This is a genomic window from Streptomyces sp. NPDC102441, from assembly GCF_044765585.1.
GTDB lineage: Bacteria > Actinomycetota > Actinomycetes > Streptomycetales > Streptomycetaceae > Streptomyces.
The window spans coordinates 190,091-210,803 of record NZ_JBIWKH010000004.1; the positions used below are offsets into that span (position 1 = coordinate 190,091).

The window sequence follows — 20,713 nt, forward strand, 5'->3', positions numbered from 1 at the left end:
GAATGGAATGATCACCGCACTGCTTGTCGCCAACCGGGGCGAGATCGCCTGCCGGATCTTCCGCACCTGCCGTGAGCTGGGCATCTCCACCGTCGCCGTGTACTCCGACGCGGACGCCGGCGCCCTGCACGTACGGGAGGCCGACACCGCCGTACGCCTGCCGGGGGCCGCGCCGGCCGATACGTATCTGCGTGGCGACCTCGTCGTCGCCGCCGCGCTCGCGTCCGGCGCCGACGCCGTGCACCCGGGGTACGGCTTCCTCTCGGAGAACGCCGGGTTCGCCCGTGCCGTGCAGGACGCCGGTCTCGTCTGGGTGGGGCCGCCGGTCAAGGCCATCGAGCTGATGGCGTCCAAGACCCGGGCCAAGGAGCTGATGGCCGCCGCCGATGTGCCCCTGCTGGCCCCGGTCGATCCGGGAAGCGCCACCGCCGCCGATCTGCCGCTGCTGCTGAAGGCGGCGGCGGGCGGCGGCGGGCGTGGGATGCGGATCGTACGCGAACTGGACGAACTGCCCGGGGAGTTGACCGCCGCGTCCGCCGAGGCCGTCTCGGCCTTCGGGGACGGCGAGGTCTTCGCCGAGCCGTACGTCGAACGGGGCCGGCACGTCGAGGTCCAGGTCATGGCGGACGGGCAGGGCACGGTCTGGGCGCTCTCCACCCGGGACTGCTCGCTCCAGCGCCGCCACCAGAAGGTCATCGAGGAGGCCCCAGCGCCGGGCCTGGACGACGGGCTGCGCCGGACGCTGCACGACGCCGCTGTCGCCGCCGCCCAGGCGGTGGGCTACCGGGGCGCGGGAACCGTCGAGTTCCTCGTATCGGCCGAAGGACACCCGTACTTCCTGGAGATGAACACCCGGCTCCAGGTCGAACACCCCGTCACGGAAGCCGTGTTCGGCCTCGATCTCGTCGCCCTGCAACTGCGCGTCGCCGAGGGCTCCCCCCTGCCCGCCGCCACGCCACCGCCACTCACCGGGCACGCCGTCGAGGCCCGGCTGTACGCCGAGGACCCGGCGCGTGACTGGCAGCCACAGACCGGAGCACTGCTCACGCTCGACGTGCCCGACGAACCCGGAATCCGCCTCGACACCGGATACACCGGCGGCGACACCATCGGGGTGCACTACGACCCGATGCTCGCCAAGGTCATCGCCCACGCCCCCACCCGCACCGAAGCCGTCCGCCTCCTCGCCCGCGCCCTCGAACGCGCCCGCGTCCACGGCCCGGTCACCAACCGGGAGCTGCTCGTACGCTCCCTGCGCCACCCGGACTTCGTGGCGGCGGTCCTCGACACCGGCTTCTACGACCGGCACCTGGCCGCTCTGACGGCGACCGGGGCCCCCGGCGAGGACGCCGCCCTCCGTCTCGCCGCCACCGCCGCCGCGCTCGCCTCGGCCACCGAGGCGGACGGCGGTCCTGGCCCCGCCCGCTTCGGCGCCTGGCGCAACCTCACCTCGCAGCCGCAGACCAGGCGCTACCGGGCCGAGCCCGACGGCACCGAGCACGAGATCGCCTACCGCACGGGCCGCAGCGGTGTCCCGGCCCCCGAGAGCGGCGAGCGTGTCCTCGCCGTCGGCCCCGGCACCGTCACCCTCGAAACCGACGGTGTGACACGGCGTTTCACGGTCACCGCCCACGGCGACCGGATCCACGTGGACACGGCCGCCGGCTCGTACACCTTCACCGCCCTGCCCCGCTTCACCGACCCCGCCGAACGCACCGAACCCGGTTCCCTGCTCGCGCCCATGCCCGGCACCGTCGTACGCCTCGCTGCCGGGCTCGCGCCGGGCGCGGCCGTCGAGGCCGGGCAGCCGCTGATCTGGCTGGAGGCGATGAAGATGGAGCACCGCATCCTCGCCCCCGCCTCCGGCACCCTCACCGCGCTCCACGCCGCCCCCGGCCTCCAGGTAGAGGTCGGCGCACTGCTCGCCGTCGTACAGGACGCTACGGAAGCCCCCGCGCACCAGGAGGAGACGACCCCATGAGCACCGTCCTCGAAACCGAAGAGCACAAGGCCCTCCGCGCCGCTGTCGCCGCACTCGGCAAGCGCTTCGGCCGCGACTACAGCACCGGCCTGGCCCGCAAGGGCGAACACCCCCGCGAACTCTGGGAAGAGGCGGGCAGGCTCGGCTACCTCGGGGTCAACCTCCCTGAGGAGTACGGCGGCGGGGGCGGCGGCATGGCCGAACTCTCCATCGTCCTGGAGGAGCTCGGCGCCGCGGGCAGCCCCCTCCTCATGATGGTCGTCTCCCCGGCGATCTGCGGCACCGTCATCGCCCGCTTCGGCACCGAGGAGCAGAAGCGGGCCTGGCTCCCCGGCCTCTCCGACGGCTCCCTGACCATGTCGTTCGGCATCACCGAGCCCGACGCCGGCTCCAACTCGCACCGCATCACCACCACCGCCCGCCGCGACGGCGGGGACTGGATACTCGACGGCCGCAAGGTCTTCATCTCCGGCGTCGACATCTCCGACGCCACCCTGATCGTCGGCCGCACCGAGGACGCGAAGTCCGGCAGCCTCAAGCCCTGCCTCTTCATCGTCCCCCGCGACACCCCGGGCTTCTCCCGCACGCAGATCGACATGGAACTCCAGGCGGCGGAGAAGCAGTTCGAGCTGGTCATCGACGACGTGCGGCTGCCGGCCGACGCACTCGTCGGCGAGGAGGACGCGGGCCTGCTCCAGCTCTTCGCCGGGCTGAACCCCGAGCGCATCATGGGTGCCGCCTTCTCCATCGGCATGGGCCGCTACGCCGTCGAGCGGGCCGTGGACTACGCGAAGACCCGCACCGTCTGGAAGGGTGCGCCCATCGGCTCCCACCAGGCCATCGCCCACCCGCTCGCCCAGGCGCACATCGAGCTGGAACTCTCCCGGCTGATGATGCAGAAGGCCGCGAAGCTCTACGACGACGGCGACGACATCGGCTCGGGCGAGGCCGCCAACATGGCGAAGTACGCCGCCGCGGAAGCCTGCGTCAGGGCCGTCGACCAGGCCGTCCACACCCTCGGCGGCAACGGCCTCACTCGCGAGTACGGGCTCGCCTCCCTGATCACGGCCGCACGGGTCTCCCGTATCGCACCCGTCAGCCGGGAAATGATCCTCAACTACGTCTCCCACCAGACCCTGGGCCTGCCGAAGTCGTACTGACGCTCCCGGTCGCGTCCCAGGTCTCCCCATCCGCCCCGGGAGGGGCGATTCTGGCTCTCCACCCGCGTCGAAGGGGACCGAAATGGTGTTCCACAGCGAGTACGCAGACGTCCCGCCCCTCGAAACACCCATCCACGAAGCCGTCCTCGGCAACGCCGCGGACTTCGGTGACATCCCGGCCCTCATCGACGGCACCAACGGGATGACGGTCACCTACGGACAGCTCGACACCTTCCACCGGCGCATCGCCGCGTTTCTCGCCGCGGCGGGCCTGCGCAAGGGCGATGTCCTCGCCCTGCACAGCCCCAACACGATCGCCTACCCGCCCGTCTTCTACGGGGCGACCAGGGCCGGCGCCACAGTCACCACGATCCACCCCCTCGCCACACCCGAGGAGTTCGCCAAACAGCTCAAGGACTCGGGCACCCGCTGGATCGTCACCGTCTCCCCGCTCCTCGACGTCGCCCGCAGGGCGGCCGAACTCACGGGCGGCATCGAGGAGATCTACGTCTGCGACCAGGCCGAGGGCCACACCTCCGTACTCGACATGCTGGGCTCCGCCGCCCCCGAACCCGACATCGCCTTCGACCCGGCCGAGGACATCGCCGTACTCCCGTACTCCTCGGGCACCACCGGCACCCCCAAGGGCGTCATGCTCACCCACCGCTCCATCGCCACCAACCTGGAGCAGCTGCGGCCCTTCGTGCCGCTCGGCGAGCGCGACCGCATCCTGGCGGTGCTGCCCTTCTTCCACATCTACGGGCTGACCGCGCTCATGAACGGGCCGCTGCGCTACGGCGCCACGGTCGTCGTCCTGCCCCGTTTCGACCTCGCCCAGTTCCTCGAAACGATCCAGACCCACCGCATCACCGGCCTGTACGTCGCCCCACCCATCGTCCTGGCCCTCGCCAAGCACCCGCTCGTGGGCGACTACGACCTCTCGTCGCTGGAGTACATCGTCAGCGCCGCCGCACCCCTGGACGCCGAACTCGCCGCCGCCTGCTCCACCCGGCTCGGCCTCCCCGCCGTACGGCAGGCCTACGGGATGACGGAACTCTCGCCCGGCACCCACGTCGTGCCCCTCGACGCGGAGAACCCGCCGGCCGGCGCCGTCGGCAAGCTGCTGCCCGGCACGGAGATGCGGATCGTCTCGCTCACCGACCCCGGCGTCGACGTCTCCACCGGCACCGACGGCGAGATCCTCATCCGTGGCCCCCAGGTGATGAAGGGCTACCTCGGCCGCCCCGACGCGACCGCCGCCATGATCGACGAGGACGGCTGGCTGCACACCGGGGACGTCGGCCGCGTCGACACGAACGGCTGGCTGTACGTCGTCGACCGGGTCAAGGAACTCATCAAGTACAAGGGCTACCAGGTCGCCCCCGCCGATCTGGAGGCCCTCCTGCTGACCCACCCATCGATCGCCGACGCCGCCGTCATCGGGGTGTACGACGCCGAAGCCAACGAGGTCCCGAAGGCCTATGTGGTCCGTCAGCCCGGCGCCGGGGGCCTCACGGAGGACGACGTCATCGCGTACGTCGCCGACCGCGTCTCCCCGTACAAGAAGGTCAGACAGGCGGAATTCATCGAGGCCGTCCCCCGCGCGGTGTCCGGCAAGATCCTGCGGCGCGAGCTGCGCGACAGGGAGAAGCCGCGATGACCCTTGCACCCCCGTCCCACGACCGCGGGATCACCACCCTCACCCTCGACTCCCCGGCCAACCGGAACGCCCTGAGCGCACGGCTCGTCGGCGAACTCGCGGAGGCCCTCGACGCCTGCGCGGCCGACGACGCCGTACGGGCCGTCGTCCTCACCCACACCGGCAACACCTTCTGCGCGGGCGCCGACCTCACGGCGCCGCCGGACCCGCACGCCCTGGTCGGCCTGATGCGCGCGATCGTCGCCCTGCCCAAGCCCGTCGTCGCCCGGGTCACCGGGCACGTCCGGGCCGGTGGCCTCGGGCTCCTCGGGGCATGCGACATCTCGGCGGCGGGACCGGGCGCCACCTTCGCCCTCACCGAGGCCCGCCTCGGGCTCGCCCCCGCCGTCATCTCCCTGCCCCTGCTGCCCCGCCTCGACCCGCGCGCCGCCACCCGCTACTACCTGACCGGGGAACGCTTCGACGCGGCCGAAGCCGCCCGGATCGGCCTCGTGAGCCTCGCCACCGATGACGTGGACAAGTCGCTCGTACCGGTACTCGACGGACTCCGCAGGGCGTCACCCCAGGGGCTGAGGGCATCGAAGGAGCTGGTCACGGCTACTGTGCTGAGGAGTTTCGACAGTCACGCCGAAGACCTCATCGCCCGCTCGGCGGCGCTCTTCGCCTCCGGCGACGCACGGGAGGGGATGACGGCCTTCCTGGAACGACGGGATCCCCCATGGGTGCTGTGACGCCCCCCAGACCCCCCGCCGCGAAGTCCCCCAAGCAGGACCGCAGCCGCGCCACCCGCCAACGGCTGCTCGAAGCCGCGGTCGCCTGCCTCGCCGAACACGGCTGGGCCGGCTCCACGGTCTCGGTCGTGGCCGAGCGCGCCGGGGTCTCCCGGGGCGCGGCACAGCACCACTTCCCGACCCGCGAGGACCTGTTCACCGGCGCGGTCGAGTACGTCGCCGAGGAACGTTCCGCCGCCCTGCGAGCCCTGCCCGTCCAGGGCCGCGAGGCGGTCCTCGCGGCCCTCGTCGACCTCTACACGGGCCCGCTCTTCCGTGCCGCGCTCCAGCTCTGGGTCGCCGCCTCCAACGAGGAACAGCTCCGTCCCCGCGTCACCGAACTCGAAGCACGGGTGGGCCGCGAGACCCACCGCATCGCCGTCGGCCTCCTCGGCGCCGACGAGACCCGGCCCGGGGTGCGCGAGACGGTGCAGGGCCTCCTCGACATGGCACGCGGCCTGGGCCTCGCCAACGTCCTGACGGACGACACGGCGCGGCGACGCCGTGTGGTCGCGCAGTGGGCGGCCCTGCTCGACGACGTGCTCGGCTGAGGGCCGGGGCCCACGAGTCGCCGGGAAGCTGAGGACAGACAGCGGCCCCATATATCCGAATGGACGTCCGCGACTTCCCAACGACCGGCGGGTCAGGGCCTTCAGTCGAGGTCGAACTCGTTGCCCTCGATGTCCTGCATCACGAGGCAGGACTCGTTGAAGTCATCGGCACGCAGCAGCCGCACACGTACCGCGCCGAGCGCTACCAGCCGAGCGCACTCGGCCTCCAGCGCCGCCACGCGCTCGTCACCCACGAGCCCGGTGCCGACCCTCACGTCGAGATGCACCCGGTTCTTGACGACCTTGCCTTCGGGGACGCGCTGGAAGAACAGCCGCGGCCCCACACCCGAGGGATCCATGCAGACGAACGCCGCGCCCTGACGCTCGGGCGGCAGCGAGCGATCGTAATCTGCCCACGTGGCAAACCCCTCCGGGGCCAGCGGTACGACGTACCCCAGCACCTCGCACCAGAAGCGGGCGAGGCGCTCGGGGTTCGCGCAGTCGAAGGTGACCTGGACCTGCCTGATCGTTGCCATCGAGCCATCGTAGGGGCGGGATATCCGTCCCCTCCAGGGGTTATCCGCCAGACGTCGAGTGAACCGGGCGCTTCGGGTGATCACCCGTCGGCCGGCCCGAAGGCCTGTACGTCGGCGTAGGAGTAGGACGGGTCGCCGAGGTCCGCCGGCGGACGGCCGTCGCGGATTGCGGTCGCGGTGGTCACCGCCGCCAGGGCCCCCTGCGGTAGAGAAGTGAGCCGAGGCTGACCCTGCGGACACCCAGCGCTGTCAGTTCGGCGAGGGTGGGGCCGGCCGGTGTGTACAGGATGTTCAGCGGGACGGTGAGGTCCGCCGTCAGGGCGGCGATGCCGTCCGGATCGGACAGGCCCGGCCGTGGAGGCCTCCGCCCACCGGAACGGGACCCCGCCCCGCCGGCCCCGTCAGTTCCCCAGGTCCGCCAGCTGGTCGAACCCCGGGATCGAGCGCGGATCGCGCGTGCCCGGGCCGACGTACGTCGCCGAGGGGCGCACGAGGCGGCCGGTCCGCTTCTGTTCCAGGATGTGCGCCGACCAGCCCGCCGTACGGGCGCAGCTGAACATCGACGTGAACATGTGCGCCGGGACCTCGGCGAAGTCCAGCACGATCGCCGCCCAGAACTCGACGTTCGTCGCCAGGACACGGTCCGGGCGGCGGGCGTGGAGCTCCTCCAGGGCCGCCTTCTCCAGGGCCTCCGCCACCTCGAAGCGCGGGGCGGCCAGCTCACGGGCCGTGCGGCGCAGGACGCGCGCCCGGGGGTCCTCGGCGCGGTAGACGCGGTGGCCGAAGCCCATCAGGCGCTCACCCTTGTCCAGTGCCTGCTTCACATAGGCCCTGGCGTCGCCCGTACGCTCGATCTCCTCGATCATGCCGAGCACCCGGGACGGGGCGCCGCCGTGCAGGGGGCCCGACATCGCGCCCACAGCCCCGGACAGCGCTGCGGAGACGTCCGCGCCGGTCGACGCGATGACGCGGGCCGTGAACGTCGAGGCGTTCATCCCGTGCTCGGCGGCCGACGTCCAGTAGGCGTCGACGGCCTTGACGTGCTTCGGGTCCGGCTCGCCGCGCCAGCGGATCATGAACCGCTCCACCACGGACTCCGCCTTGTCGATCTCGCTCTGCGGAACCATCGGCAGCCCCTGGCCACGGGCCGACTGGGCCACGTACGACAGGGCCATGACGGCGGCTCGCGCCAGGTCGTCGCGCGCGGTCTCCTCGTCGATGTCGAGCAGCGGCTTCAGGCCCCACACCGGCGCCAGCATGGCGAGCGCGGACTGCACGTCGACGCGGATGTCGCCGGAGTGCACGGGGATGGGGAAAGGTTCGGCGGGCGGCAGCCCGGGGTTGAACGCCCCGTCCACCAGCAGACCCCAGACGTTGCCGAACGACACATGGCCGACGAGGTCCTCGATGTCGACGCCGCGGTAACGGAGCGAGCCGCCTTCCTTGTCGGGCTCGGCGATCTCCGTCTCGAACGCGACGACTCCTTCAAGTCCGGGTACGAAGTCGGACATCGGGCGGCTCCCTCGACTCGGCGGCTGTATGACGGCCACAAAGGCCGGTCCACGAATACTGGCGGGTTACCACGATGCGGGGAAGGGTGACGTCCGGCACAGCCCGCGCGGCTCGCGAACCGGCGATCCCGCCCTCCCCGCAGGGATTCCGGCCCGCTGCGGCAGGATGGCCCCGTGCCCACAGCAGATGCCACTCCGTCTTCCGCTTCCGCCTCCTCTCGCGTCCCGTCATCCGATTGCACCACCGATCCGGCCGCGATGCGCGAGCAGTACCGCTCGGAGGACTTCATCGAGAAGGATCTCGCCGCGGACCCCATGGACCAGTTCGCCCGATGGTTCAGCCAGGTCGCCGGGGGCGGCGCGCTCCACGAGCCGAACGCGATGGTGGTCTCCACGGCCGACCCGCGAGGCCGGCCGTCCTCCCGGACCGTGCTCCTGAAGCAGTACGACGACCGCGGCTTCGTCTTCTTCACCAACTACGGATCCCGCAAGGGCCGCGAGCTGACCGCGAACCCCTACGTCTCGCTGCTCTTCCCCTGGCACCCGCTCGCCCGCCAGGTCATCGTCACCGGAACCGCGGCCCGCGTCGGACGCGAGGAGACGGTCGCGTACTTCCGTACCCGCCCGCACGGCTCCCAGCTGGGCGCCTGGGCCAGCGAGCAGTCGACGGTGGTCGGCTCCCGCCAGGAGCTGACCGCCCGCTACGAGGAGCTCGCCGCCCGCTACCCGGAGGGCGAGAAGGTCCCCGCACCGCCGCAGTGGGGCGGATTCCGTGTCGTACCGGATGCCATCGAATTCTGGCAGGGCCGCGAGAACCGGCTGCACGACAGGCTGCGGTACGTCCGGGACAGCCCGGCCGCCGACTGGCGAGTGGAGCGCCTCTGCCCGTGAGCCGTCCGGCCGGCCGGTACGGCCCCGGACACGCAGAAACCCGCAGGCTCTGGTCCCTCCTTGCGGAGGAGCCGGCCGGACTTACCGGCGAGCCTGCGGGTCGGTGACTGCTTGGGTTTCGGCAGACAGCCTGCCGAGGTGCACTGTGTGCGACGACGGGCTGTCAGCCCGCAGCCACCTCACGAATCCGATAAGACTGCACTTTTCGGATCACCTCCTTTCAGCGTGTATCCACAGCCTAGGAACGTCCCCCGGAGCCGCACAAGCGAATTAACGGATCCATCGGTGGACACCGGATTTCCTTGAAGTGGCTGTGTGGTGGCTCACGTTCGAGTTCAATGGTCTGACGTGCGGCAATGCGGAACCCGCAGCGGAATATGCCCTGCAGGAGGTACGGAGTGAGTGCTTCCAGGAGCACCGGCACCACCGACGCGCTCGGCCCCGACGAGGACCCCGGGCGGGAGCCGTCGGCGGTGGCGGTTCCGGGGTCCCGGCTTCTCGCCGCGCTGCTCGACGGCATGGACGCCGCGCTCTGCGCGTTCGACGCCCACGGGGCCATCACCCACTGGAACCGCGAGGCCGAGCGGATCCTCGGCTGGACCGCCGCCGAGGCCGTCGGGCGGCGCGGGTTCGCGGGGTGGGCCGTGCGGAGCGCCGACGCGGAGGACGTGCAGGGGCGGCTGATGGCCGCCATGGACGCGCCGGGGCGGCAGGTCCACGAGTTCGCGCTGCTGCGCAAGGACGGCGGGCGCGTCCTCGTGCGGACCCAGTCGTCGGGGGTGCGCGGTGAGGACGGGAAGCCCGCCGGGGTGTACTGCGCGTTCAGCGAGGTGCACGCGCAGATCGATCTGGAGCGGTCCATCGCGATCGGCGAGGCCCTGTTCGAGGACGCGTCCTGGGGTGTCGTCGCCGTCGACGTCGATCTGCGTCCGACGGTGGTCAACGCGTACGCCGCCAGGGCGCTGGGCGGCGGGCGCACGACGCTGCTGGGGCGTCCGCTGGGTGAGCTGATCGTTCAGGGTGTCGAGGACCTGGAGGGCGCGCTGCAGCATGTACTCGCCGAGGGTGCGCCGTCCGCCCCGGCCGAGCTGTGGGTGACCCTGCGGACCGCGGAGGGGGAGCGGCGGCGCTGCTGGCGCAGCGGGTTCCTGAGGCTGGCCTCGCCACTGGCGGAGGAGCCCGTCCCGCTGGGGGTCGGATGGCTGTTCCGGGACGTCACGGCGGCGAAGCTCGCGGAGCAGGACGCGGACCGGGTGCGCTTCCGCTCCAACCAGCTGCACCGGGCGGCCCGGCAGGCGGCGGAGTGCGAGGACCCCCTGGAGGCGGCGACCACGTCGCTGGACTACGCCCTGGCGGGGTTCGCCGACCATGTGGTGCTCGACCTGCTGGCGGATCTGGCGGCGGGGGAGAAGCTCGTACGGGCCGCGTCCACACCGTCCGACGCGCCAGGGCCGTGCCTGCCGGTCTCCGGCGGTTCGCTCCCGGTGCGGTACGCGACGGGGCACCCGGCGCTCCTGGCCCTGGAGCGTACGGGCTCCGTCCGTGCCGCCGCGCCCGCGAAGGCGGGTGAGGCGTGGGCGGTGGAGCATCAGTGGCCGGGCGACTCGGTGCACGCCCTGTGCGCGGTGCTGAGAAGCCGCGGGCGGACGCTGGGTGTGGTGACGTTCCTGCGCGCGGCGAACCGCAGTGCGTTCGAACGGCCCGACGTGGTGTACGCGGAGAGTGTGGCGGCCCGGGTGGCCTCGGCGGCCGACCTGGCCCGGCTCACGGCCGGGCCAGGAGCCTGAGGGCCTCAGGCCGTCCCTCGACGGCCGGCCGTTCTCAGTGCCGGTAGAAGATGCGGTCGCCGTACTCCCGCATCACACGCCCGTTCCACTCGTGCCCGCCGTCGACGTTGCCCGAGCGCAGCAGGGGCGGTTCGATGCCGCGGGCGACGAGCTCCTCCGCGGCGGTGGCCATCATGGCCTGCATCAGCGCGCTGGTGACGACCGTCGACGCGGGTGCGAACGGCGCCTCGACGCCTGGTGTGCTCAGCTCCGCGTCGCCGATCGCGATCTTGCTGTCGAGGACGATGTCGCAGTGGTCCCGGAGGAAGCCGCCCGAGGCGTGCCGGGACTTGGTGCCCGTCGTGTACGCGACCGAGGTGACCCCGACGACCGTCAGCCCGAGCGCGCGGGCGTTCTGCGCCATCTCCACGGGCAGCGCGTTGCGCCCGGACAGCGAGATGATCACGAGGAGGTCGCCGGCCCGGGCCGGGCTGGAGTCGAGCACGGCGCTCGCGAGGCCGTCCACCCGCTCCAGCGCGGAGCCGAGCGTGGCCGGCATGACGTCGACGCCGACGGTGCCGGGTACGGCGAGCAGGTTCATCAGGGCCAGTCCGCCCGCGCGGTAGACGACGTCCTGTGCGGCGAGCGAGGAGTGCCCGGCGCCGAAGGCGAAGAGCCGGCCGCCCGCGGCGACGGTGTCGGCGATCGCGGCCCCCGCGGCGGCGACCGCTCCCGACTCCTCGTCGCGCACCCGCTCCAGCAGGCCGATCGCTGCGTCGAAGAACTGACCGGCGAGCTTGCTGTCGCTCATCGAGGAGGCCTTTCCTGCGGGGTGTGGGGGCCGTGCGGTGTCCGTGTCGCGGATCACGTTGCGGTCTGGACCAGTGGGCTGTCAATAGCGCTCGGGGCCGGTCGTCAGCACGGACTCCCTACGGCGGGGCACGGTTGTCGGTGCTATGCGTCAGAATTGGTGGAGGGCCATCGCACGACGACTTCATGTCACAGCATCGAGGGGCACGTATGTCCGGACTGATCGACACAACGGAGATGTATCTCCGCACCATCCTCGAGCTCGAAGAGGAAGGCGTGGTCCCCATGCGCGCCCGGATCGCCGAACGGCTGGACCAGAGTGGTCCGACGGTCAGCCAGACGGTGGCGCGTATGGAGCGGGACGGGCTGGTCCAGGTCGCGGGCGACCGCCATCTGGAGCTGACCGAGGAGGGGCGCCGCCTGGCGACCCGGGTGATGCGCAAGCACCGGCTCGCCGAGTGCCTGCTCGTCGACGTCATCGGCCTGGAGTGGGAGCAGGTCCATGCCGAGGCGTGTCGCTGGGAGCACGTGATGAGCGAGGCCGTGGAGCGCCGGGTGCTGGAGCTGCTGCGGCACCCGACGGAGTCTCCGTACGGGAATCCGATCCCAGGTCTTGAGGAGCTGGGCGAGAAGGCCGAGGCGGATCCGTTCCTGGACGAGGGCATGGTCAGCCTGGCCGACCTCGACCCGGGCGCCGAGGGCAAGACCGTCGTGGTGCGCCGGATCGGTGAGCCGATCCAGACCGACGCCCAGCTGATGTATTCACTGCGGCGTGCGGGCGTGCAGCCCGGTTCGGTCGTCAGCGTCACCGAGTCGGCCGGCGGGGTGCTGGTCGGCTCCAGCGGTGAAGCGGCTGAGCTGAACGCCGAAGTCGCCTCGCACGTCTTCGTCGCGAAGCGCTGACCAGCGCTTATGCATGCACCGGTGCCCTGTTCGCAAGTGCAGGCGCCGGTGCGGATGCACGTGCAGATGTGAGCCGGTAAGCCCGCTTTCTGTTTTCCGCCCGGAATTGCAGCGCCCGGGCGAAACGCGTGCCAGGCTGTGGCCAGGCCTATGACCTGAGGGTGCCGGCAGAGCTTGCCGCGCGGTCGGGGAGGGAGCAGGGAATGCGCCCGTCGCACTGGCACGTGCACCGTGAGGTGACTGCCGGACTTTCCGACGCCCTCATGCGTCGCTTCCCTTTGCCAGGCGCCCTCGCGCGTCTTCGCGTCTCCGTGCCGGGCGCCCTCATGTCTCCAGGTGCCTTCACCGGCGTACGAGGCGTTCGAATCGCCCCGGTAGGCGTTCGAATCGCCCGGCCGGGGCGCCGCGTGGCCGCGGTGGCCGGCCGGTCGCTCCCGGCGGCCCGTGGCGAGCGCGGATCCGTCTGTTCCGGAACAGGGGACGGCCCCGGCGCCCGAGGGTGCCGGGGCCGGTCCTCCCCTGCGCTGACCTGGAGCCCCGAGCTCCCGAGGTCAGTCCCCGCGGACCCCTGTCCCCGAGTGGTCCGCTTCCCGGAGAAGGTCTCCCCCGGGGGGCCGCCGTCAATCCTGAACCGCTGTCACTCAAACGTGGGATGTTGCGAGCCAGAAGCAAGTTTTCGAATAAGAGTTCGATAGTCTGGCATGCACGAACACACGGTGATCGAGGACCAGAAGGGGGTGCCAGAACTATGGTGCGGCGCATCGATGTGACCGGATCGGACGGCGTACGCCTCGCGGCCTGGGAGTTCGCCGATCCGCCCAAGGGGCGCGCGGAGCCTGGGCACGCCCCCGGGGTCTTAATGCTCCACGGGCTGATGGGCCGGGCCACGCACTGGGCCTCCACCGCCCGCTGGCTCTCCGAGCGGCACCGGCCGGTCGGCCTCGACCAGCGCGGCCACGGACAGAGCGAGAAGCCGGCCGACGGCTTCTACACCCGCGACGCCTATGTCGCGGACGCCGAGACCGCGATCGAGCAGCTCGACCTCGGCCCCGTCACCCTGATCGGGCACTCGATGGGCGCGCTCACCGCATGGCAGCTCGCCGCCAAGCGTCCCGATCTCGTCAAGGCGCTGGTCATCTGCGACATGCGGGCCTCCGCACTCGGGGCGGCCTCGCAGCGCGAATGGGCGGACTGGTTCACCACCTGGCCGCTCCCCTTCGCGACCCTCGCCGACGTACGGAAGTGGTTCGGTGAGGACGACCCCTGGGTGGAGCGGCCCAGCCCCTCGCGAGGTGAGTTCTTCGCGGAGGTGATGGCCGAGAGCTCCGACGGCTGGCGGCCCGTCTTCTCCCAGGAGCAGATGCTGACGTCCCGGGCCACCTGGGTCCACGACGCCCACTGGGAGGAGCTGGCGCAGGTGCGCTGCCCCACCCTGGTCCTGCGCGGGATCGAGGGAGAGCTGGGCAGGGCCGAGGCGCAGGAGATGGTCCGCGTCCTGCCACGCGGGCAGTACGCCGAGGTGGAGGACGCCGGCCACCTCGTCCACTACGACCGGCCGGACGGCTGGCGCAGGGCGGTGGAGCCCTTCCTGGAGCGCCTCGCCGACGGCTTCCGGGACGACCGCGAAGCCGTCAGCCCCTGATCCCCGACGCCCCGGCCCCGTGAGCCGGGCCCTCAGCCCTTGCTGACCGCGGCCAGGATCTCCGGGAGCCGGGCCGCCGTGCGCGGTGCCGCCAGCCGCACGCCCAGCCAACCGATGAACGCCCCGTACACCGCACCCACCGGCAGTAGCAGCCACAGCAGGTCCTGATGGCCCGCCACGTGCAGCCAGATCGTCAGCCCGATCACGGGCCCGCTGAGCACCGCGGCCGTGACCATGCCGCCGAAGATGGAGATCCAGGCGAGCCCTGCCTGACCGGGCACGACGTTCTTGAACGCCCCGTCCTGCGGGATCGAGTACGGGAACAGCGCCGACGCGAGGGCGCCCGTCGCCAGCATCGCGCCCAGCAGGGCGAACGAAAGGCCCATGACCCCCGGAAGCGCCGTCCAGTCCCCGAGCACCGCCGCCGTCACCACCGTCACCAGAACCGTGTACGGCAGGGTGATCAGCAGCAGTGCCAGCGCCCGCGCCCTGAGTTCGAGATAGGCGTCCCGGGTCGAGGAGACCGACAGCGCCACCATCCAGAAGGCGGAGGTGTCCTGCCCGAACTGGTTGTACATCTGCATGCCGAGCATCCCGGCCGCGAAGCACGCGAAGTAGACCGACCCGGACCCCTGCACCGCGTTGAGCACCGGCACGATCAGACCGATCGCCAGGGCAGTCACCCAGGACGCCTTGGTCTTCGGGTCGCGTACGACGTACCGCAGACTCCGCTCCATCACCGTGCCCGTGCGCCCCTCGGGGAGCAGCGAGAAGAGCCCGGAGCGGTCCGCGCCCGACCGGCGGGCCGACGGCTCGGCGGCGGCGAGCGTGGAGCCGTCGGGGGACGTCATCAGCTTCTCCAGGCTCCGCTGCCACAGCCACATCAGGCCGCCCAGAGCGAGCACCGAGAGCAGCAGCTGGCCGAGCGCCATCCCGTACGACCCCTCCGACGCGGACCCCACGGCGCCGAGAGCCGAGGCCGGCGGCAGCCAGCGGACCACGTCCGCGACCGGTTCGAGCGAGGACAGCCCGCCCGCCCGGCCGAGACGCTGCGCGGCGAAGTTGACGAACTGGATGCCCACCGCGATCACCAGCCCGCTGAGCACCGCGAGATCGCGTCCCTTGCGCGAGGTGAGCAGCCGGATGTTGGCCGTGGCGACGGACCGCGCCAGCGCCACGCAGACCAGCAGCGTCAGCGGCACGGCGATCACCGCGAACACCACCGCGGCCGCGCCGTGCGCCACCGCGATCACCGAGCCGAAGGCCAGGGCGAGCGTGAAGAGCGGCCCGATGCCGATCAGCGAGGCCACCAGCAGTGCCCCGATCAGGGGACGCGGCCGCAGCGGCAGCATCACCAGCCGGCTCGGGTCCAGGGTCTCGTCGCCGCTCGGGAAGAAGAGCGGCATCACCGCCCAGCCCAGTGCCACCACCGCGGTCAGCAGCACCACCAGGGTGCCCGCCTGCGCGTGGCCGCGGAGCGCGACCAGGCCGATCACCTGACCCACCGCGAACAGCAGGGTGACGACGAGGGACGCGACATAGGCGGCCCGCCGCCCGGACGACTGGCGCAGCCCGTTGCGCAGCAGTGTCAGCTTGAGCCGTACGAAGACGGGGACGATGCCCTGGCCGGGTACGGCAGGGGCGGCGGTACCGGCGGGGGCGTCCAGCACTGTCATCGGGCACCGCCCAGCCAGTCCAGGGAGGCCCCGGTGTCGCGGGCCCCCGCGCCGACCAGTTCCAGGAAGGCGTCCTGGAGGGAGGCCGCCTCGCCGCGCACCTCGGCCAGCGTGCCGTGGGCCCGGATCCGCCCGGCCGCCATGACGGCCACCCAGTCGCAGAGCGACTCGACGAGCTCCATCACATGGCTGGAGAAGACCACGGTCGCGCCGGAGCGGGTGTAGCGCTCCAGCACCCCGCGGATGGTCTGTGCCGACACCGGGTCGACGCCCTCGAAGGGCTCGTCGAGGAACAGCACTTCGGGGTTGTGCAGCAGCGCGGACGCCAGCCCGATCTTCTTGCGCATCCCGGTGGAGTAGTCGACGACCAGCTTGTGCTGTGCTCCCGCGAGATCCAGCACGTCGAGCAGCTGGGTGGCCCGCTTGTCCACCTCGGCGCCCGGAAGCCCACGCAAACGGCCGGTGTAGCCCAGGAGTTCGCGCCCGGAGAGCCGCTCGAAGAGCCGCAGGCCCTCCGGCAGCACCCCGATCCGGGACTTCACCTCGACCGGGTCACGCCATACGTCGTGGCCGCCGACCTCGATCCGGCCCATGTCGGGCCTCAACAGCCCGGTCACCATCGAGAGCGTGGTCGTCTTACCCGCGCCGTTCGGGCCCACCAGGCCGATGAACTTGCCGGCCGGCAGCTCGAGATCGATCCCGCCGACCGCGACCTGTTCCCCGAAGCGCTTCCAGAGCCCCTCGACCCGCACAGCGGGAGGTGGCGTCGGAGCCACCCCCGCCGTGTCCGTTCCGTCCGCGCTGTCCGCCTGGTCCGGCATGGCACTGCCTTTCGATATCCCCGCGTGTGGGGACCACCCTACGAAAGACGTGCCCGGGCGTCGGCGGTCTCACGGGCGCAGGCGTACGCGAGCGGGCTGATCAGCTTGTCCGTGTCGGGCAGCCACAGATCGGCACGGGAGGGGCGGCGGGCCCACTGCACGGCGCCGCGCCCGGCCACCCGGGTCGGCGGCCCGGCCACGTAGTGGCCCTCGCCGCGCCCGATCAGGCCGATCGTCGCGGCGTCCCAGCCCAGTTGCCGTACGAGCCCGGGTGCCTCGGCCGCCGCGCCCGGCAGGGCGAAGAACAGCATCCGGCGGTCCGGGGTGCGGGTCACCGGGCCGAGGGTGATGCCCATGCGCTCCATCCTGGCGAGGGCCAGGAAGCCGGCGGACTCCGGTACGTCCAGGGCGTCGAAGGTCCTGCCGGCCGGCAGGAGGACCGACGCCCCGGGCTGCCTGGACCACATCCGGCGGGCCGCGGCGCCGCTTCCGGTCGCCTGGCCCGCCCAGTCCGGCCGGGTGGGATGGGCACCGGGGGCGGCGCATCCGGCGTCACCGCACGAGCATCGCTCCGTGCCCCCGGCGGTCACGATCCAGGTGCCCGGGAACACCTCCCAGTGCCGCTGCTGGGCGTACCAGGCGGCGGCTTCGAGCAGCTGTTCACCTCGCTGTTGGGGGATCTGGGCGGCTTCCGTCACTCCGATGGGCTCTTCCACGCTCCGCTCAACTCCGGGCGCCACCTGGGGTTACGGGCGCACGTACGCCCTTCGGGAGGGATCGATCCTGCACGTGGGGCGCACGGATGCATGGCCGGGGGCGCGTGGGAGGAAACGCACCGGTGTGCGGGTAATCACGTGCAGGACTGCGCCAACTCACCACGACGCGTACCAGATACAGATGAATATGCGCATTTCTTGTGCCGTTCCGGGCAGTGATCTCTGCACTGAATCACTGCGGTCCCAGGGGGAAATATGGCAGCCAGGCCTCTCGTCGCCCGTCAGCCGAACGAACGGCTCCAGACGCTCATCCAGGAGGCGTCCTGTTCCAACGCCGGCCTCGCCCGCCGGGTCAACATGGTCGGGGCGGAGCGGGGGCTCGACCTCCGCTACGACAAGACCTCCGTGGCCCGCTGGCTGCGTGGACAGCAACCACGCGGCAGGGCGCCGGGAATCATCGCCGAGGCGATCGGACGCAAGCTCGGCCGCACGGTCACGATCGACGAGATCGGCATGGCCAACGGCAAGAGCCTGGCCTCCGGCGTCGGACTGCAGTTCGCGCCCACCGTGCTCGGCGCCGTCGAGCAGGTCTGTGAGCTCTGGCGCAGCGACGTGGGCCGCCGTGACCTGCTGTCCGGATCGGCGGTGGCCGCCTCCGCCCTGGTCGAGCCCAGCCGCGACTGGCTGATCACGGGGGCCGATCCGCAGGTGGCGCGGACCTCCGGGAGCAGGGTCGGCATGCCGGACGTGGCGGCGGTGCGGGCGATGACGGCCGCACTCGTCGACCTGGACCACCGCTTCGGCAGCGGGCATGTGCGGCCCGTCCTGGTGCACTACCTCAACAGCGTGGTGTCCGGGCTCCTTTCGGGTTCGTACCGCGAATCGGTCGGCCGCGAGCTGTTCGGCGCGGTCGCCAGGCTCACGGAGCTCGCCGGGTACATGGCCGTCGACACCGGCCAGCCGGGGCTGGCCCAGCGGTACTACATCCAGGCTCTGCGTCTGGCCCAGGCCGCGGGCGACCGGGCGTACGGGGGCTATGTGCTGGCCGCGTCGATGAGCCACCTCGCGGCTCAGCTGGGCAATCCGCGCGAGATCGCCCAGCTGGCACGGGCCGCGCAGGAAGGCGCGCGGGGCCGTGTGACCCCGCGGGCGGAGGCGATGTTCCACGCCGCGGAGGCCCGGGGCCACGCGCTGATGGGCGACGCCCGCACCTGCCTGGCCGCGGCGGGCCGGGCGCTGGCGGCCCTGGAGCAGGCCGACCCGGAGAAGGGCGATGACCCCGCCTGGATCGCCCACTTCGACTCGGGCTACCTCGCCGACGAACTGGCCCATTGCCACCGGGACCTGGGACAGGCCGAGCCGGCCGCCCGCCGGGCGAAGGAGGCGCTGGCGGCGCTCCCGGAGTCCCGGACCAGGCGCCGGGGCATCGGCCTGGTGCTGCTGGCCACCGCGCAGGTGCAGCAGCGTGAGGTGGAGCAGGCGTGCCACACGGGGCTGCGTGCGATGGAGCTGCTGGGGACGGTGCGCTCCAGCCGGGGTGCCGAATATCTCGACGACCTCCAGCAGCGGTTCGAGCCGTACGCGGACGAGCCGGCGGTCCGGGAGTTCGGTGCCAGGCTGGAACTCCAGGCCGCCTGACCGGCGTGTTCGGCGAGTTGACCATGAACAGCGCCGTGGGTCCCTCAGGTGTTACCCCTCTGTGAAGGGGTGGTGAGCGCTCCTGGGTGCTTGGCGCCGGGCTCCGGGCACCCGGTAGCGTGAGCCGACGTTCCATAGGTTCACACGTTTCACACGTAGGAGTCCCGGTGACGCAGAGCGGACAGGGTGACGAGCCGCAGCTTCCCGCTGTACGGCACGCCCACGAAGGTGTCGTGCTGCCCCCGGAGGGCGGTACCCCCTGGCGCGTGGGGGGACCGGCGGGCGGGCAGCCGGACCAGGCCGTCCCCGCGGGCGGGCAGCCGTGGGGCCAGCCCTGGGGGCCGCAGGCCGCGCACCAGGACGGACCGCCGCCGGGGCAGCTGCCGCCGGAGCAGCAGCAGGGTGCGTACCAGCCGCCGCAGCACGGGCAGTACCAGCCCCCGCAGCAGCCGTACGCACCCCAGCAGGACCAGTACCAGGACCCGTACCGGCAGGACTCGTACCAGCAGCACCAGCAGCACCAGCAGCAGCCGTATGCCCAGCCCCAGCCCCAGCCCCAGCCCCTGCCGCCCGAGGCCGGTGCCCCGGGACACGGCGCGGGGCAGGGCTTCGGGCAGGGCGGGGACGCGGACGCCACGCAGTACATCGCGCCCGTGCCCGGCGGCCCCCTCCCCGGGGGTCTGCCGCCCGCGCAGCCGTCCGACGCCGACGCGACCCAGTACATACCCCCGGTCCCCGGTGGCGCTCCGTACGGGATCCGGCCGGGAGCACCGGGCGACCGGCAGCCGCCCGCGGAGTTCGACAGCCTCTTCCGCAGCGAGGAGCCCGCGGGCGCCACGCAGCAGATGCCCCGCTTCGACGGGCCCCAGCAGCCGCACCAGCCCCATCCGGGTGCCCAGGCTCCCCACCAGCAGCCGCCGCAGGGTGCCCAGCCCCCTCAGCCGGGCCTCCAGGGCTTCCACGGCGGGCACGGGGGGAACGGCGCGGAGGAGCCGGGCCAGGGAGGCGACGCGCCCCGCAGGCGGTCCGCGCACATCCCGCTGATCGCCGCGGTCGTCGTCGGCTGTGCCGTCATCGGGCTGGGCGCAGGCGCGCTCCTGAGCGGGGGCGACGAGAGCCCCTCGGACGACAAGCAGCCGGTGGCCGCGCAGAGCTCACCCGCGGCGGACGCCTCCGAGAAGGCGGCGGACGACCCCGCGGAGCCTCAGGCCGTGGCGCTCGACAAGCTGCTCGCGGACAGCAACAACAGCCGCTCGGCGGTGATCGGCGCCGTGGAGAAGATCAAGGCCTGCAAGGCGCTCGACCAGGCGGTCACCGATCTGAAGGGTGCCGCCGCGCAGCGCCGGGACCTCGTGACCCGGCTGGAGGCGCTGAGCGTCGACCAGCTCCCCGGCCAAGCCGAGCTGAAGGCCTCCCTGACCAAGGCCTGGCAGGCGTCGGCGGAGGCCGACGACCACTACGCCACGTGGGCGAGCCAGGCCAAGAACAACAGGAAGAAGGTCTGCAAGGGCGGCAAGGCCGCCTCGACCGACGCGACCGCCAAGGCCGGCCAGTCGAGCAGCGACGCCACCATCCAGAAGCGCACGGCCTCGGAGTTGTGGAACACCATCGCGCAGAAGTACGGGCTGACCGAGCGCGCCCCCACGCAGCTCTGACGCGTCGGGCCTCCGTCCCGGGTGCA

At 72.1% G+C, this 20,713-nt stretch carries 18 protein-coding genes; 11 read left to right on the forward strand and 7 right to left on the reverse strand.

Features of this window, described 5'->3' with window-relative positions; genetic code table 11:
* Positions 1-7: 7 nt before the first annotated feature.
* The 5 genes from ACIREO_RS09595 (at position 8) to ACIREO_RS09615 (ending at position 6,122) form a co-directional block, all read left to right on the forward strand.
* Entirely contained in the window at positions 8-1,981 is a 1,974-nt protein-coding gene (locus ACIREO_RS09595) for an acetyl/propionyl/methylcrotonyl-CoA carboxylase subunit alpha (protein ID WP_404106984.1), read from the forward strand.
* Positions 1,978-3,141 (forward strand): acyl-CoA dehydrogenase family protein, encoded by a 1,164-nt coding sequence (locus tag ACIREO_RS09600; RefSeq protein WP_404106985.1) that lies wholly within the window; start codon positions 1,978-1,980, stop codon positions 3,139-3,141. Before ACIREO_RS09595 ends, ACIREO_RS09600 begins: the two co-directional genes overlap by 4 nt.
* Positions 3,142-3,223: 82 nt before the next feature.
* On the forward strand, positions 3,224-4,801 hold the full coding sequence (locus tag ACIREO_RS09605; protein WP_404106987.1) for a 4-coumarate--CoA ligase family protein: 1,578 nt from the start codon (positions 3,224-3,226) through the stop codon (positions 4,799-4,801).
* Positions 4,798-5,532, forward strand: coding sequence for an enoyl-CoA hydratase family protein (locus ACIREO_RS09610; RefSeq protein ID WP_404106989.1), 735 nt, complete (start codon positions 4,798-4,800; stop codon positions 5,530-5,532). Before ACIREO_RS09605 ends, ACIREO_RS09610 begins: the two co-directional genes overlap by 4 nt.
* Complete coding sequence (locus ACIREO_RS09615; protein WP_404106990.1) at positions 5,520-6,122, forward strand: TetR/AcrR family transcriptional regulator; 603 nt, start codon at positions 5,520-5,522, stop codon at positions 6,120-6,122. Before ACIREO_RS09610 ends, ACIREO_RS09615 begins: the two co-directional genes overlap by 13 nt.
* Before the next feature lie 101 nt (positions 6,123-6,223).
* Here the strand turns inward: ACIREO_RS09615 and ACIREO_RS09620 are convergent, their stop codons facing one another.
* From ACIREO_RS09620 to ACIREO_RS09630, 3 genes are all read right to left on the reverse strand, one after another.
* Positions 6,224-6,658 carry a VOC family protein gene (locus ACIREO_RS09620; RefSeq protein ID WP_404106992.1) on the reverse strand — a complete coding sequence of 145 codons (435 nt, stop codon included), beginning with the start codon at positions 6,656-6,658 and terminating at the stop codon, positions 6,224-6,226.
* A 181-nt stretch (positions 6,659-6,839) separates the two neighbouring features.
* Positions 6,840-7,109, reverse strand: coding sequence for an isocitrate lyase/phosphoenolpyruvate mutase family protein (locus ACIREO_RS09625; protein WP_404107523.1), 270 nt, complete (start codon positions 7,107-7,109; stop codon positions 6,840-6,842).
* Entirely contained in the window at positions 7,060-8,169 is a 1,110-nt protein-coding gene (locus tag ACIREO_RS09630; RefSeq protein ID WP_404106994.1) for a citrate synthase 2, read from the reverse strand. Before ACIREO_RS09630 ends, ACIREO_RS09625 begins: the two co-directional genes overlap by 50 nt.
* 258 nt (positions 8,170-8,427) lie before the next feature.
* Between ACIREO_RS09630 and pdxH the strand changes: the two genes are divergently transcribed.
* Positions 8,428-9,060 (forward strand): pyridoxamine 5'-phosphate oxidase, encoded by a 633-nt coding sequence (pdxH, locus tag ACIREO_RS09635; RefSeq protein ID WP_404106996.1) that lies wholly within the window; start codon positions 8,428-8,430, stop codon positions 9,058-9,060.
* 398 nt (positions 9,061-9,458) lie between these two features.
* Positions 9,459-10,847, forward strand: coding sequence for a PAS domain-containing protein (locus ACIREO_RS09640; RefSeq protein WP_404106997.1), 1,389 nt, complete (start codon positions 9,459-9,461; stop codon positions 10,845-10,847).
* Positions 10,848-10,881: 34 nt separating this feature from the next.
* On the opposite strand, the gene ACIREO_RS09645 is transcribed toward ACIREO_RS09640, so the two are convergent.
* A complete protein-coding gene (locus tag ACIREO_RS09645) occupies positions 10,882-11,637 on the reverse strand; it encodes an SIS domain-containing protein (protein ID WP_404106999.1) in 756 nt (251 codons plus the stop codon).
* 209 nt (positions 11,638-11,846) lie between these two features.
* On the opposite strand from ACIREO_RS09645, the gene ACIREO_RS09650 reads away from it, so the two are divergent.
* Together ACIREO_RS09650 and ACIREO_RS09655 are read left to right on the forward strand one after the other, a co-directional pair.
* A complete protein-coding gene (locus ACIREO_RS09650; RefSeq protein WP_404107000.1) occupies positions 11,847-12,539 on the forward strand; it encodes a metal-dependent transcriptional regulator in 693 nt (230 codons plus the stop codon).
* A 748-nt stretch (positions 12,540-13,287) separates the two neighbouring features.
* Positions 13,288-14,181, forward strand: coding sequence for an alpha/beta fold hydrolase (locus ACIREO_RS09655; RefSeq protein ID WP_404107002.1), 894 nt, complete (start codon positions 13,288-13,290; stop codon positions 14,179-14,181).
* 32 nt (positions 14,182-14,213) lie between these two features.
* Here ACIREO_RS09655 and ACIREO_RS09660 read toward each other — a convergent pair whose 3' ends face one another.
* The 3 genes from ACIREO_RS09660 to ACIREO_RS09670 are packed head-to-tail and all read right to left on the reverse strand — an operon-like array spanning position 14,214 to position 17,394.
* Positions 14,214-15,857 (reverse strand): transporter, encoded by a 1,644-nt coding sequence (locus ACIREO_RS09660; protein WP_404107003.1) that lies wholly within the window; start codon positions 15,855-15,857, stop codon positions 14,214-14,216.
* A complete protein-coding gene (locus tag ACIREO_RS09665; protein WP_404107005.1) occupies positions 15,854-16,678 on the reverse strand; it encodes an ABC transporter ATP-binding protein in 825 nt (274 codons plus the stop codon). Before ACIREO_RS09665 ends, ACIREO_RS09660 begins: the two co-directional genes overlap by 4 nt.
* 38 nt (positions 16,679-16,716) lie before the next feature.
* On the reverse strand, positions 16,717-17,394 hold the full coding sequence (locus ACIREO_RS09670) for a bifunctional DNA primase/polymerase (protein ID WP_404107007.1): 678 nt from the start codon (positions 17,392-17,394) through the stop codon (positions 16,717-16,719).
* 255 nt (positions 17,395-17,649) lie between these two features.
* Here ACIREO_RS09670 and ACIREO_RS09675 point away from each other — a divergent pair, with 255 nt between their 5' ends.
* Positions 17,650-19,032, forward strand: a complete 1,383-nt coding sequence (locus ACIREO_RS09675) for a transcriptional regulator (protein WP_404107008.1) — start codon at positions 17,650-17,652, stop codon at positions 19,030-19,032.
* Between the two features lie 167 nt (positions 19,033-19,199).
* Positions 19,200-20,687 carry a hypothetical protein gene (locus tag ACIREO_RS09680; RefSeq protein WP_404107010.1) on the forward strand — a complete coding sequence of 496 codons (1,488 nt, stop codon included), beginning with the start codon at positions 19,200-19,202 and terminating at the stop codon, positions 20,685-20,687.
* Positions 20,688-20,713 lie beyond the last annotated feature (26 nt).

Bases quoted from the DNA above. Each gene is read 5' to 3' on its own strand.
- ACIREO_RS09675 (WP_404107008.1), top strand. From the start codon at position 17,650: ATGGCAGCCAGGCCTCTCGTCGCCCGTCAGCCGAACGAACGGCTCCAG.
- ACIREO_RS09645 (WP_404106999.1), bottom strand. From the start codon at position 11,637: ATGAGCGACAGCAAGCTCGCCGGTCAGTTCTTCGACGCAGCGATCGGC.
- ACIREO_RS09665 (WP_404107005.1), bottom strand. From the start codon at position 16,678: ATGCCGGACCAGGCGGACAGCGCGGACGGAACGGACACGGCGGGGGTG.
- ACIREO_RS09615 (WP_404106990.1), top strand. From the start codon at position 5,520: ATGGGTGCTGTGACGCCCCCCAGACCCCCCGCCGCGAAGTCCCCCAAG.
- pdxH (WP_404106996.1), top strand. From the start codon at position 8,428: ATGCGCGAGCAGTACCGCTCGGAGGACTTCATCGAGAAGGATCTCGCC.
- ACIREO_RS09620 (WP_404106992.1), bottom strand. From the start codon at position 6,658: ATGGCAACGATCAGGCAGGTCCAGGTCACCTTCGACTGCGCGAACCCC.
- ACIREO_RS09655 (WP_404107002.1), top strand. From the start codon at position 13,288: ATGGTGCGGCGCATCGATGTGACCGGATCGGACGGCGTACGCCTCGCG.
- ACIREO_RS09595 (WP_404106984.1), top strand. From the start codon at position 8: ATGATCACCGCACTGCTTGTCGCCAACCGGGGCGAGATCGCCTGCCGG.
- ACIREO_RS09600 (WP_404106985.1), top strand. From the start codon at position 1,978: ATGAGCACCGTCCTCGAAACCGAAGAGCACAAGGCCCTCCGCGCCGCT.
- ACIREO_RS09650 (WP_404107000.1), top strand. From the start codon at position 11,847: ATGTCCGGACTGATCGACACAACGGAGATGTATCTCCGCACCATCCTC.
- ACIREO_RS09605 (WP_404106987.1), top strand. From the start codon at position 3,224: ATGGTGTTCCACAGCGAGTACGCAGACGTCCCGCCCCTCGAAACACCC.
- ACIREO_RS09630 (WP_404106994.1), bottom strand. From the start codon at position 8,169: ATGTCCGACTTCGTACCCGGACTTGAAGGAGTCGTCGCGTTCGAGACG.
- ACIREO_RS09610 (WP_404106989.1), top strand. From the start codon at position 4,798: ATGACCCTTGCACCCCCGTCCCACGACCGCGGGATCACCACCCTCACC.
- ACIREO_RS09660 (WP_404107003.1), bottom strand. From the start codon at position 15,857: ATGACAGTGCTGGACGCCCCCGCCGGTACCGCCGCCCCTGCCGTACCC.